This is a genomic window from Curtobacterium sp. Csp2 (genome assembly GCF_013347165.1).
Window position 1 is genome coordinate 3,516,132 of record NZ_CP054593.1, and the last position, 12,534, is coordinate 3,528,665.

Below are 12,534 nucleotides of genomic sequence, written 5' to 3' on the forward strand. Positions count from 1 at the left end.
GGTGTTCGCCAACGTCGTGACAAGATGACGCCCGTGACCACGGTGGTGATCGTCGACGACGAGACGCTCGTCCGCTACGGCTTCGAGCTCATCCTCGGCGCCGCGGCGGACATCGAGGTGCTCGCCACGAGCGGGGACGTGGACGCGGTGGAGACCGTGCGGCGGCACCGACCCGACGTGGTCCTGCTCGACGTGCGGATGCCCCGGGTCAACGGGCTGCAGGTCCTCGCCCAGCTGCGCGAGCTGCCCGAACCGCCGGCCGTCGCGATGCTCACGACGTTCGACACCGACACGCAGGTCGTCGCCGAGGCGATGGACGCCGGTGCGGCCGGCTTCCTCCTCAAGGACACCGACCCCGAGTCGCTCGCCGAGTACGTCCGGGCGCTGGCCCGCGGGGGCATCGTGCTCGCCCCCGGCGTCGACCGCACCCGCCTGTTCGCGCTCCGCCGGAGCGCCGTCCCGCCGGAGCTGTCCGACCGTGAGCACGCCGTCGTGCGACTCGTCGCCGAGGGCGCGAGCAACCCCGAGATCGGCCAGCGCATCGGCGTCAGCACCGGCACCGTGAAGGAGGACGTGCGCGCCCTGCTCGCCGCCTTCGGCGTCACCACGCGCGTCCAGCTCGCGCTCCGCGCGGCCGAGGCCGGACTGCTGGATGGCTGAGACCGCCGGGCGGGTCCGGGCTGCGCTGTCGGGTCTGGACGGGAGGCTCGAGGGACTCGTCGACGCCGGCCTGCGCAGGGCGCGCACCCGGAAGGCGCCGTGGTGGGTGGTCGACGCCGTGTTCCTGGCGGCTGCGGTCGTCGACGCGGTGCTCGACCTGTCGGGAGCCACGACGACGGAGATCACGCTGTCCCTGGTCGCCGCCGGGGCGCTGGTGCTCCGCCGACGCTTCCCCGTGCTGACCTTCGCGCTCACGATGCCCGGGCTCTTCATCGGCTCCGGGGTCGTCGCGGCGAGCATCGCCCTCTTCACCCTCGGCGAGCGCACGAGTCGACGGTGGCTGATGCTCCTCGCCGCGGTCGTGCAGTTCGTCGGGTTCAGCGGCTTCGTCGTCGGTCCCCCGCAGCAGCTCGACGAGATCGTCGTGTCCACCGTCTACGCGCTCATCTTCGCCCTCGGACCGCTCGCGATCGGCATGCTCGTCCGCACCCGGGCGGTGCTCGTCGACCGCATCGCCGAACTCCGGGCGTCCCGCGCCGAGGAACGTCGTCGGGGCGCCGAGATCGCGCTGTCCCGCGAGCGGGCGCTCCTGGCCCGCGAGATGCACGACGTCGTCTCGCACCAGGTCACGCTCATAGCGGTGCAGGCCGGCGGGATGCAGATGGCCGGACGCGACGACCGGGAGCGCGAGTTCGCACGGACGATCCGGCAGCTCTGCGTCGTGACCCTGCAGGAGCTCCGCGAGATGGTGCAGGTGCTCCGCGCGTCCGGCGGTACCGACCGCGAGATGGCACCGCAGCCCCTGCTCGGCGACCTCGACCGGCTCATCGCGGCGAGCGGCCTGGAGACCTCGGTCGCGGTCGACCTGCCGGACACCCTGTCGCAGCCGGTGCAGCGCGCCGTCTACCGCTTCGTGCAGGAGGGCCTGACGAACGTCCGGAAGCACGCGCCGGGGGCGAGCGTCCGGATCAGCGGCCGGCTGCACCACGAGCAGGTGCTCGTCGACGTCGTGAACGGGCCGGCGCGTGCCGAGCGACTCGAGCTCCCCGGGTCCGGTCTCGGGCTCATCGGGCTGGGTGAACGCGCGTCGCTGCTCGGCGGTCGGCTCGAGTCCGGGCCGCAGCCGGGGGACGGCTTCGCGCTGCACCTGCGCCTGCCCGTCGAGCACGTCCCGCCGGAGGTCGCGGTCGGAGCACCACCGCGCGGGTGACCGGCGATGGCCGATCGGCCACCCGGGTTCACGCCACCGCCCGATGCCGGAGTGACGACACCTCGGCTGTGATGACACCGTGGCACCCAACACCCTCGTCGCAGCACTCCGCCGGCACCCGGTCTCGACCGCGGTCGCCGTGGCCTCCGTCGTCCTCGTCGTCACCGCACGCATCGCGCACGCCGAGCCGGACTTCCCGCACCACCCGCCCGTCGCCTGGGCCGCCCTCGTGGTCGTCGTGCTCGCCACCCTGCTCGCGGAGCGCACGCTCGGGTCGCTCCGCACGGTGGCCATCGGCGTGCTCGCTCCCCTGGCCGCCGCCGGGACGACCCTCCTCGCCGTCACGGTCGGTGCCGCCATGGGCGAGGCGCACGCCGAGACCGCGGCGGGCCAGCCGCTCTTCGCCCCCTCGATGGTCGCGACGGCCCTCGTCGGCGCCGCCTCCGCGACGATGCCCGTCGGCCGTCGTCGCCGGATCCGGGCCGTCCTCTGGACGGTCGTCCTGACGCTCGTGCTGTTCGCCGGGCACGGGTCTGACACCGCGCGTGCCCTGGCGACCCTGTTCGGGACCGCAGCCGGCGCGATCGTGGCGCGCCGTGCCTCCCGGCCGGCCCCGGAGCGCCCGCGGACCGCCGCCCGTCCCGCCGTCCAGCCCCGTTCGGTCGTCGTCGCGACGCTCGCGTCGCTCGGTGCCGGCACGCTCGTGACCCTCGTCGTGCCGCAGCCGGACGGCGTGCTCTCGCCGTTCGCGGACGCGATGAGCGACCGGGCGACCGTCCTGGTCGGCATCCTGCTCCTCGCCGCCGCCTGGCTCGTCCACCGCGGCCGTCGGACCGGTGTCGTCCTGGCCGCCGGGCTGCTCGTCGTGCTGACCGCCGTGCTCGCCGACGTGTTCCTCATCGAACCGATGAGCGAGGGCTTCGTGCAGTGGCGGGGCCTGACGATGGACGAGGTCGAGTGGCAGGTGACGCTGCTCGGCGCCTGGGCCGTGCCCGCCGCCGTGCTGCTGGCCGTCGTGCTCCTGCGCGGCCGACTCGTCCGGGCTCGCTTCGCCGCGGCGACCCTCGGCGACACGGGCTACCGGGAGATGCTCCGCGACGGGGACGCCGGTACCCTCGGCCACATGGGGACGTGGACCGGCAACGCCACCTGGACCCACCCCGACGGGCTGGGCGCGGTGGCCTACCGCGTGCACGGCGACGTCGCCCTGACGGTGTCCGACCCCGCCTGCGCCGCCCGTGACCGCGCCGAGGTCGTCACCGCCTTCGCCCGGGCCTGCGAGCGGAACGGGTGGACCCCCGCGTTCACGAGCGTCCACGAGTCCGTCCGCACGATCCTCGCCGCCGAGGGCTGGGCGTCGTTCCCGGTCGGTGTCGAGTCGGTGCTCGACGTGACGACGTTCGACCTGCGCGGCAAGAAGCGGCAGGACCTCCGGACGGCGTCGAACCGCGCCGACCGCGAGGGCCTGCGCGACGAGTGGACCACCCTGGCCGCGCTCGACCCGGCGATGCGCGCCCAGGTCGAGGCGATCTGCACCCGCTGGGCGGCCGACCGTCGGCTGCCGGAGATGGGCTTCACGCTCGGCGGCTTCCGCGAGCTCGACGACCCCGACGTGCGGCTCCTGCTCGCCGTCACCGCCGACGACCGCGTCACCGCCGTGACCAGCTGGCTGCCCGTGCACGAACACGGCACCCTGACCGGCTACACGCTCGACGTGATGCGCCGCGGCGAGGACGGGATGCCCGGCGTCATGGAGTTCCTCATCGCCCGCACGGCCCTGCGTGCCCGCGAGGCCGGTCTGACCACCATCAGCCTGTCCGGCACGCCGCTCGCGCCGCACACCGACGCCGGCTCCTGGGTCGCCCGCGGGTCCGCGCTGCTCGCCCGGGTGCTCGAGCCGGTGTACGGCTTCCGGTCCCTGCAGCGGTTCAAGGAGAAGTTCGGCGCCCGACACGAGCCGCTCTGGCTGGTCGTGCCGAGTGCGTTCCAGGCACCCCGGGTGGCCCGGGCCCTGACGAGCGCGTACGTGCCGGGACTCCGCCCGAAGCACCTGTGGGCCCTCCGGCAGGCGCACACCGCCACCGCCGAGCCCGTCGCGCCGGCACCCGTCGGCGCGGGCAGCCGGTGAGCCCGACCGAGTGGCTGCTCGCGACGCCGCTGCAGGCGCCGAACAAGCTCGTCCCGATCGACACGGCCTTCGTCGTCCTCGCCCTCGTGGTGCTGCTGCCGGCGGTCCGGCGGTGGCGTGACCGCGCGGCCTGGCGACGGGTGGCCTGGCGAGCAGGGATCGCCCTCGCCGGCGCCGGACTGGTGCTCGTGGCGTGCTGGTTCACGACCTCGGTCGTCGACCTGTTCGGCGTCGCGCTGAGCCCGGTCACGCAGATGTGGAGCGCCTTCGCCGGCGCCGCTCTCGCGCTGGCCGTCACCGGGATCGTGCACGGCGGCGGGTGGCGACGAGCCCTCGCGATCGTGCTCGTCCCCGCGGCGCTCGTCGTGCCCGCGCTCGGGATCAACGTCGAGTTCGCGAAGTACCCGACGCTCGGCACCGTCGTGCAGAGCGACCCGTACCCGACCTACCACGCGGGCGCACGGCCGACTGCACAGCCGACGCCCGGTGGCCCGACGGCCACTGCCTCCGCCACCCCGGCGATGCCCGCGTCCGGGCAGATCGTCTCCGCGGACATCCCGGGCACGCGCTCCGGCTTCCACCCCCGGCCGGCGGCGATGTACCTGCCGCCGGCGGCGCTCGTCCCGGACCCGCAGCCACTCCCGGTCGTGATCGCGTTCTCCGGGCAGCCGGGCGCCCCGAGCGACCTGTTCACCGCCGGACAGCTCGCCACGCCCCTCGACGAGTACGCCCGGGCCCACGGCGGTCGAGCGCCCATCGTCGTGTCGGTCGACCAGCTCTCCTCCCCGGGGCTCAACACGATGTGCGTCGACTCCCGGCTCGGGAACGTCGACACCTACGTCACGCAGGACGTCCCCGCGTGGATCCTCGCGAACACCCCGGCGACGACCGACCGAAAGGCCTGGGGGCTGACCGGGTTCTCGCAGGGGGCGACCTGCACCATGCAGTTCCTGTCCGGGCACCCGGGTGACTTCGGCGCTGCCCTCGCCGTCTCGAGCGAGCTGCAGCCGATCGACCAGAGCCCGCGGCACAGCGCCGACGAAGCCTTCGGCGGCTCGATCGCGCGGTGGCAGGCCGCGGCGCCGATCGCCCTGATGCGGAAGAACGGGCTCGCCGGGCACAGCGTGTGGCTCGTCGCGGGGGCGGTGGACGGGGAGTTCACGGCGAACGCGCGGCAGCTCGGCGCTGCTGCGACGGCAGCCGGGGCCCGGGTGTCGGTGTCGAGCGCGCCGGGGAGCGGGCACGACTGGAACACCGTGCAGTGGGCGTTCCGGACGGACGTGACGCCGTTCTGCGACGCGCTGTTCGCCGAGTAGCGAAGCCACCGACATACAACACGCCAGAAGGCTGGACATCAGTCCTGGTCCCCGCCATCGTGGTCATGCCCGTTCCGGGCACACCACGAAGGGGGAACGATGAACCGAACACACACGCACACGCTGGTCGGCCTCGCGCTGACCGTCGGCCTGGTGGCCGGCACCGCCGCGACGGCGACGGCCGCGCCGCTCGAGCGACTCGGGTCCGGTCCTGACGCCGGCGGTGTCGTCCTGCCCACCGCGGACACAACCACGGTCTCGAGGACGACGGGCGTCGGCGGGACTGCCCGCGGCGGCGACGGCGCGTTCTGGCAGTACGGCGTGAGCGGCGGCGACGTCTGGTCGAACTCCTTCCGCGAACGGAGCTGTCACGGCGCGACGGCGGTGGGGAAGAAGACCAAGCGCGTGACGAACGTGCCGGGCGGCCGGTACGCGTACGCAGCGACCCCGAAGGCCGGGAGCGGCAACCAGGCGTACTACCACAACTGCTGACACGCAGGCAGGGTGGGCACCCCGGCGGCGCCCGCCCTGTTCGGGGATCGAGGGGAACGCACGTGTCGCACCGGATACTGCTGCTCGCGTACGTCGTGCCGGCCGTCCTCGCGGTCGTGCTCGGCTTCGTCGGCCTGCTCCAGGTCGCGGAGTCCGGCGCGGTCGGCAGCACGGGGACGGTGACGGCCAGCGCAGGAGCCGCGACGGGATCCAACGAGCGCGTCGCCGCGGCACTCGAGCGGGTCGCCCGGACCGAACACGTGACCATCGTCCGCTTCGTCGCCGACCGTACCTCGCCCGTCGACCGTCGGGCGGCACTCACGACCGGGGCACCTGGGACGCGTGGCGCGACCTGGCTCCGCGCCGGCTACCCGGACTTCTCCCGCGGCATGTCCACGCGCGTCGAACCGATGGCGGCGCTGGTCGAGTTCGACCCCACCGGGAGCTACGAGCTCGACGGGACCGACCGCGCCCGGAGTGCGACGGTCGACGCGCTGCGCAGCGTCGGGTACGAGGCGTCGTCCGACGCGATCCCGCTCGCACGGCGGCTCGGCATGAGCGACCGGCTCGACGGGACGCTCGGGCTCGTGGGGCTCGTGGTCAACGGCGCGGTCGTCCTGTGCCTGGTCGGGACCGTGGGAGCCCCGCGGCGGTACGCGGTGCAGCAGGCGTTCGGCCGGAGCAGCGGCGCGGTGCTGCTCGGCGAATGCTCCGTCGTGCGAGCGCTGCTCCCCCTGATCGGGGTCGCTGTCCCGACGGGAGCCGCCGCGCTCTGGTGGTACAACCGCCTCGCGGACGTGGGCCCGTTCGTGCTGGCGGTCACGGCGATCGCCGCCGTGCTCCTCCTCCCCGTCATCGCGGCGCACGGCGTCGGCGTCCTGGCCGCGCTCCGCGTGCCGATGGCGGCGGGGGTCCGCGGTGCGCGCCCGACCGCCCCGCTCGTCGCACTCGCCCAGGTTGCGCGGTTCCCGGCGGTGCTCCTGCTCGTCGCCGCGGTGTTCGACCTCGTCGGCGCGACCGCGGTGGCGCGGTCGGGTTCGACGGACCGCGACCTCCGTGCCGCCGGTGCGAGCGTGCAGCTCTGGGTCACGCCGGACCCACGCCCGGTCGACACGCAGGAGTACTGGGACCGCATCGGGGACTTCGCGGCGTCCGCACTCGTGGACGGCGGCGCGATCCTCGCCGCGCCGGTCGAGGTGCCGGTCGGTGGCGCGCGCTCGACCGTCCCGGTGCTGTTCGTGGACGACGGGTACCTCCGCCTCAGGGACGTCCGTGCCTCCGACGGCTCGCGTGTGTCGCCCGGCAGCACCCGACCGTCGAAGTGGCTCCCGGACGGCACGGACCTCGACGGGGCCGAACTCGTCCGGGCGCTCCGCGACTGGGACCTGCGGAACGCCGCAGATCCGGGCGTGCACCTGTCAGCCGTCCGGCTGGCGGACGGTCCGCTGTACACCTACCCGGGCGACGCAACGAGCCCGACGTGGCTGGACGACGCCGCGCTGGTCGTCGTGCCCGACCCGGCCCGAGCCTTCACACCGGATCAGCTCGGGTCGTGGCTGTCGAGCGGCGACGTCGTCTTCCGCACCCGGGCAGACGCCGAGCGCAGCATCACCCGCGCGGGGATCGGACGCGAGTTCAGTGCCGTCGTGGACGTCGGGCAGGCCGCTGCCGAGGAGGCACGACACGCCCGCCTCGCCGTCGGCGTCGGGACGGCAGCGGTGGTGAGCGGCCTCGCCGTCGCGGTGTCGCTCCCGGTCCTCGCCACTGCGGCACACCGACGGCGTTCCGGCCGACGGCGCTTCGTGCTCGCCACGGCCGGGGTGTCCGGGCTCCGCGCGGACCTCGGGCTGTTCGCGGTCGAGTTCGTCCTCGTGGCCTGCGGAGTCGTCGCCGTCGTCGACACCTGGGTCGGCCGACGTCCGGACGGGAGCGGGTTGCACTCCGGGCTGGACCCGGTCGCCCGCGCGGCGGAGCCCGCGGCGCTGCTCGCTGCCGCGGTCGTCGTCACCCTGGCCGCCGTCGGAGCGGTCGTCGTCGGCTCAACGGCCCGGACCGTCGTCCGGGAGCGAGGAGCAGGAGCGCGATGATCGAGGTCCAGGACACGTCGAAGCGCCGCGGCGGTCGGCTGTTGTGGCACGGGTTGTCCTTCCGCGTCGACCCAGGGGAGGTCCTCGCCCTCCGCGGGACGAGCGGTTCGGGCAAGTCGACCCTGCTCGACTGCATCGGCCACCTCGACACGCTCGACGCTGGCCGCATCATCGTCGACGGTCGCACCGCCCGGGGGAATGCCAGGCGCGCACGCCACATCCGGCGGGACCTGCTCGGGTACCTGTTCCAGGACTTCGGGCTGGTTCCCGACCTGTCCGTGACGGCGAACATCGAGCTGGCGCTCCCCGGTCCACGGCACCGGGTCGGTACGGCGCCGTCGGTCACCGCCGCACTCCGGAGCGTCGGCCTGGACGGCCGCGGTCCGGACCGTGCTCACGAGCTGAGCGGCGGGGAACAACAGCGCGTCGCACTCGCGCGACTGCTCGTGAAGCAGCCCCGCATCGTGCTCGCCGACGAGCCGACGAGCGCGCTCGACGACACGAACGCCGAAGTCGTGCTCACGCACCTGGAGGCGATGGCTGCGGCCGGCGCTGCGATCGTGGTCGCCACCCACTCCGATGCGGTCAGCGGCTGGGCAGACAGGAGCCTGACCCTGACGACCGCGGGCTGACCCGACGCGCAGGGGACGGGCGACAGGTGCCGAACCCCGACGCACGCGTCAGGCGTTGCGCACGAGCCAGGCGAACTGGTCGTCCGTGAGTGCCCGGTCGGCCCACACCTGGCGCTCCACCCCGTCCGGCAGCGGCTCGGCCGAGCTGCCCTGCCACACGAGCGCGAGTCCCGCCGCCCGCAGCACCGCCGCGGACGCCGGGTTGTTCGTGAGGACCCGACCCGTCACCGGGACGTGGGCGTCGACCCGGGCCGCCGCGTCGAGGGCCGCTCGGGCGATCTCCTTCGCGTAGCCGTGCCCCCAGGACTCGGGCGCGAGCCGGTAGCCCAGGTTCCACACCTGGCCGGCGGTCATGTCGACGCCACCGACACCGACGAACGCGCCGTCGGTCGTCCGGACGGCCCACGAGCCGAGCCCGTGCCGCGCGCGACCACCGATCTTCCGCTGCACCATGTCGATCGTGGACGCGCGGGTCGTGTGCCGCGCCGTCGGCAGGTGGGTCCACGTGCGCGCGTCGGAGAACAGCGCGTGCACGTCGTCGATGTCCGCCGGGGTGAGCGGCGTCAGCACCAGGCGATCCGTCCGGATCTCCTGCGCCGGGGTCAGGAGCTGGTGGGCCATGCACCGATCATCGCCCGCGCCACCGACAACGCGGTGAACACCACGCGACGTCCGCGTGATCCGGCCCCGGCGTGCGGGAAGCCGCAGGCGCTCAGTCGAGCAGGAGCGCCGGCTCCTCGATGATCGACGCGATGTCGGCCACGAAGCGCGAGGCCACGTCGCCGTCCACCACGCGGTGGTCGAACGAGGCGCCGATCGTGGTCACCATCCGCGCGCGGACCTCGCCGTCGACGACCCACGGCTTCGGCTTGATCGTGCCCATCGCCACGATCGCGACCTCGCCCGGGTTGAGGATCGGCGTCCCGGTGTCCATGCCGAACACCCCGATGTTGGTGATCGTCACGGTGCCGTCGGCCATCTGCTTCGGCGTGGTCTTGCCGTCGCGGGCCGTCAGGGTCAGCTCCTCGAGCGCCTGGGCGAGCTCGAACAGGGACATGTCCTGCGCGTCCTTGATGTTCGGCACGATGAGCCCGCGCGGGGTCGCCGCGGCGATGCCGAGGTTCACGAAGTGGTGGACGATGATCTCCTGGTCGGTCCAGGTCGAGTTCACCGAACGGTTGCGGCGGACGGCCCAGATCACGGCCTTCGCGAAGACGAGGAGCGGCGAGACCTTCACGCCGGCGAACGTCGGCGACGCCTTCAGGCGCTTGACGAACTCCATGGTGCGGGTGGCGTCGACGTCGACGAACAGCGAGACGTGCGGCGCCGTGAACTTCGACGTCGTCATCGCGGTCGCGATCGCCTTGCGGACGCCCTTCACCGGGATCGTCTCGCGGCGGACGTCGCCCCACTCGGGCGTCTCGATGTTCCGGAAGACGCCGGCCTGTTTCGCGTGCCGGATGACGTCGTCGCGCGTGACCTCGCCGGCGAGCCCGGTGGGCACGACCTCGGTCAGCTCGACGTCGAGGTCCTTCGCGAGCTTGCGGATCGGCGGCTTCGCGAGGACGTTCACGGCGGCGAGGGCCTTGCGCGGGCGCGTGCCCTGGGCGGCGACGGCCTGCGCCGTCGAGTCCTCACCCGGGTCCGACGCGGCCTCGGCAGCCGCCTGCGCGTCCGCACTGGAGGCACGGCTCGCCTCGGCCGCGAGGGCTGCGGCCCGGCGGGCACCCGGCTTGCGACGCGACGGGGACGTGGTGGCCGAGCCGTAGCCGACGAGGACGGCCCCGGAGGACTCGTCGGAGCCGACGACCGTGGCGTGGTCGGCGACCTCGGGGGTCGCCGCGGCGTGGCGCGCCGCCGGCGCGGCCGCGGCGGGAGCAGATGCGGCCGGAGCCGCGGGCGGGGTCTGTGCAGCGGGAGCCTGTGCGGCGGGGGCCTGTGCGGCGGGCGCGGGCGCCGGGGTGGACGCGACCACGGGCGAGGTCGGGACGCTGTCGGCGACCGGCGCCGTGCCTCCCGGCTGGACACCGGTGGGTGCACCGGAGGCGACCGACGCGTCGGACTCGACCCGGATGATCGGCTTACCGACCTCGACCGTGTCACCCTCGGACACGAGCAGTCCGGTGACGGTGCCGGCGAACGGCGACGGGAGCTCGACGAGGGACTTCGCGGTCTCGATCTCGACGAGGACCTGGTCCACGGCGATCTCGTCCCCGATCGCCACGCGCCACTGCACGATCTCGGCCTCGGTCAGGCCTTCGCCCACGTCGGGCAGGGGGAATTCGGCGGTGGCCACTACGGCTCCTTCGACGGTCAGGACGGTTCTGGTCAGTACGCGAGTGCGCGGTCGACGGCTTCGAGGACCCGGTCGGCGTCGGGCAGGTGCAGGTGTTCGAGCTTCGAGACCGGGAACGGCACGTCGAAGCCGGACACCCGCAGCGGCGGCGCCTGCATCGTGTAGAAGCAGTGCTCGGCGACGGTCGCGGCGATCTCGCTGCCGACGCTGACGAAGCCGGACGCCTCTTGCGCGATGACGAGGCGGCCGGTCTTCCGCACCGAGGCGAAGAGCGGCTCCCAGTCGATCGGCGAGATCGAGCGGAGGTCGATGACCTCGCAGCTCGTGCCCTCGGACTCGGCGAGCTCGGCGGCCTGCATGAGCGTCGCCACCATCGCGCCGTGGCCGACGAGGGTGACCTCGCTGCCCGTGCGGGCGACGCGCGTCGTGTGCATCGGGACGTGGCCGCCGATCAGGTCGACCTCGCCCTTCGGCCAGTAGCGGGACTTCGGCTCGAGGAAGATCACCGGGTCCTTCGACGCGATGGCCTCCTGGATCATCCAGTACGCGTCGTTCGGCGTGCTCGGGCTCACCACGCGGAGGCCCGCGGTGTGCGCGAAGTACGCCTCCGGGGACTCCTGGTGGTGCTCCACGGCGCCGATGTGCCCGCCGTAGGGGATGCGGATGACGACCGGCAGCGACATGTGCGCCGGCAGTCGGTTCTGCATCTTCGCGAGCTGTGAGGTGATCTGGTCGAACCCCGGCCAGACGAAGCCGTCGAACTGGATCTCGACGACCGGGCGGTAGCCGCGCAGGGCGAGCCCGATCGCGGTGCCGATGATGCCGGACTCCGCGAGCGGGGTGTCCCGGACGCGCTCGGCGCCGAACCGCTCCTGCAGGCCCTCGGTGATGCGGAAGACGCCGCCGAGCTGGCCGATGTCCTCGCCCATCAGCAGGACCTTGTCGTCCGCCTGCATCGCCGCGGCGAGCCCGGCGTTGAGCGCCTTCGCCATCGGCAGGTTCGGGGTGGGGTCGCTCGGGACCTCGCCGGCGCCGGGGTGGGCGCGGAGCGTGTAGTCGAAGAGCTGCTCGGTGGTGCTCATCAGTGGGAGCCCCCTTCGTAACCGGCCTCGTAGCGTTCGAGCCAGGCCTGCTGGTCGGCGACCGTCGGATGCGGCTCGCGGTACACGTTCTGGAACATGACGTCGATCGACGGCGGGGCCAGGGCGACCGTGCGGCGTCGGACGTCGGCGGCGATGTCCTCGCCCTCCTCGTCGAACACGGCGAGCTGCGCGTCGGTGACGCCGAGGCTGCGGAGGTAGGCGGCCGACCGGCTGATCGGGTCGCGGCGGACCCACTCGGCCAGCTCGTCGTCCTCGCGGTAGCGGCTCGGGTCGTCGGAGCTCGTGTGCGCACCGATGCGGTACGTGTCGGCCTCGACGAAGGCGGGACCCTGCCCGCTGCGGGCGTGGTCGGTCGCGACGACGGACGCCGTGTACGAGGCGAGGACGTCGTTGCCGTCGACCCGGACGCTCGGGATGCCGAAGCCGCGGGGGCGGTCGACGAGCGGGCTCGGCGACTGCGTGGTCACCGGGACGGAGATCGCCCAGTGGTTGTTCTGCAGGAAGAAGACCACGGGGGCCTTCGTCGAGGCCGCGAAGACGTAGGCCTCGTTGACGTCGCCCTGGCTGGTCGCACCGTCGCCGAAGTAGACGATCGAGCACGAGTCGACAT

At 73.6% G+C, this 12,534-nt stretch carries 11 protein-coding genes; 7 read left to right on the plus strand and 4 right to left on the minus strand.

All coding sequences use genetic code 11. The annotated features are described in order from the left end of the window. Positions 1 to 33 precede the first annotated feature (33 nt). The 7 genes from HUN59_RS17040 to HUN59_RS17070 all read left to right on the plus strand — a co-directional run bounded on the left by HUN59_RS17040 (position 34) and on the right by HUN59_RS17070 (position 8,525). Entirely contained in the window at positions 34 to 660 is a 627-nt protein-coding gene (locus tag HUN59_RS17040) for a response regulator (protein ID WP_206609173.1), read from the plus strand. After that, positions 653 to 1,870, plus strand: a complete 1,218-nt coding sequence (locus HUN59_RS17045) for a sensor histidine kinase (protein ID WP_174779048.1) — start codon at positions 653 to 655, stop codon at positions 1,868 to 1,870. Before HUN59_RS17040 ends, HUN59_RS17045 begins: the two co-directional genes overlap by 8 nt. 79 nt (positions 1,871 to 1,949) lie before the next feature. Further along, the gene (locus HUN59_RS17050) at positions 1,950 to 3,998 is read left to right on the plus strand and encodes a bifunctional lysylphosphatidylglycerol flippase/synthetase MprF (protein WP_174779049.1); all 2,049 of its coding nucleotides are present in this window, start codon (positions 1,950 to 1,952) and stop codon (positions 3,996 to 3,998) included. Then, positions 3,995 to 5,314 carry an alpha/beta hydrolase gene (locus HUN59_RS17055; protein WP_174779050.1) on the plus strand — a complete coding sequence of 440 codons (1,320 nt, stop codon included), beginning with the start codon at positions 3,995 to 3,997 and terminating at the stop codon, positions 5,312 to 5,314. The genes HUN59_RS17050 and HUN59_RS17055 overlap by 4 nt, the downstream gene beginning before the upstream one ends. 99 nt (positions 5,315 to 5,413) lie before the next feature. After that, positions 5,414 to 5,806 carry a lactococcin 972 family bacteriocin gene (locus HUN59_RS17060; RefSeq protein ID WP_174779051.1) on the plus strand — a complete coding sequence of 131 codons (393 nt, stop codon included), beginning with the start codon at positions 5,414 to 5,416 and terminating at the stop codon, positions 5,804 to 5,806. A gap of 62 nt (positions 5,807 to 5,868) precedes the next feature. Beyond that, on the plus strand, positions 5,869 to 7,893 hold the full coding sequence (locus HUN59_RS17065) for a hypothetical protein (protein WP_174779052.1): 2,025 nt from the start codon (positions 5,869 to 5,871) through the stop codon (positions 7,891 to 7,893). After that, positions 7,890 to 8,525, plus strand: a complete 636-nt coding sequence (locus HUN59_RS17070) for an ABC transporter ATP-binding protein (protein ID WP_174779053.1) — start codon at positions 7,890 to 7,892, stop codon at positions 8,523 to 8,525. Before HUN59_RS17065 ends, HUN59_RS17070 begins: the two co-directional genes overlap by 4 nt. Before the next feature lie 48 nt (positions 8,526 to 8,573). Here HUN59_RS17070 and HUN59_RS17075 read toward each other — a convergent pair whose 3' ends face one another. The 4 genes from HUN59_RS17075 to HUN59_RS17090 form a co-directional block, all read right to left on the minus strand. Beyond that, positions 8,574 to 9,146: a GNAT family N-acetyltransferase gene (locus HUN59_RS17075; RefSeq protein ID WP_174779054.1), complete on the minus strand. Its 573-nt coding sequence runs from the start codon at positions 9,144 to 9,146 to the stop codon at positions 8,574 to 8,576. A 91-nt stretch (positions 9,147 to 9,237) separates the two neighbouring features. Next, positions 9,238 to 10,821 carry a dihydrolipoamide acetyltransferase family protein gene (locus tag HUN59_RS17080; RefSeq protein ID WP_174779055.1) on the minus strand — a complete coding sequence of 528 codons (1,584 nt, stop codon included), beginning with the start codon at positions 10,819 to 10,821 and terminating at the stop codon, positions 9,238 to 9,240. 32 nt (positions 10,822 to 10,853) lie between these two features. Beyond that, the gene (locus HUN59_RS17085; RefSeq protein WP_058741898.1) at positions 10,854 to 11,813 is read right to left on the minus strand and encodes an alpha-ketoacid dehydrogenase subunit beta; all 960 of its coding nucleotides are present in this window, start codon (positions 11,811 to 11,813) and stop codon (positions 10,854 to 10,856) included. Between the two features lie 89 nt (positions 11,814 to 11,902). After that, positions 11,903 to 12,534: thiamine pyrophosphate-dependent dehydrogenase E1 component subunit alpha (locus tag HUN59_RS17090; RefSeq protein ID WP_254629924.1), on the minus strand; the 632-nt coding region annotated here is incomplete at its 5' end.

What these genes read in the sequence shown, in the direction of transcription:
- HUN59_RS17045 (WP_174779048.1), top strand. Translation starts at nt 653, where the DNA reads ATGGCTGAGACCGCCGGGCGGGTCCGGGCTGCGCTGTCGGGTCTGGAC.
- HUN59_RS17060 (WP_174779051.1), top strand. Translation starts at nt 5,414, where the DNA reads ATGAACCGAACACACACGCACACGCTGGTCGGCCTCGCGCTGACCGTC.
- HUN59_RS17070 (WP_174779053.1), top strand. Translation starts at nt 7,890, where the DNA reads ATGATCGAGGTCCAGGACACGTCGAAGCGCCGCGGCGGTCGGCTGTTG.
- HUN59_RS17075 (WP_174779054.1), bottom strand. Translation starts at nt 9,146, where the DNA reads ATGGCCCACCAGCTCCTGACCCCGGCGCAGGAGATCCGGACGGATCGC.
- HUN59_RS17085 (WP_058741898.1), bottom strand. Translation starts at nt 11,813, where the DNA reads ATGGCGAAGGCGCTCAACGCCGGGCTCGCCGCGGCGATGCAGGCGGAC.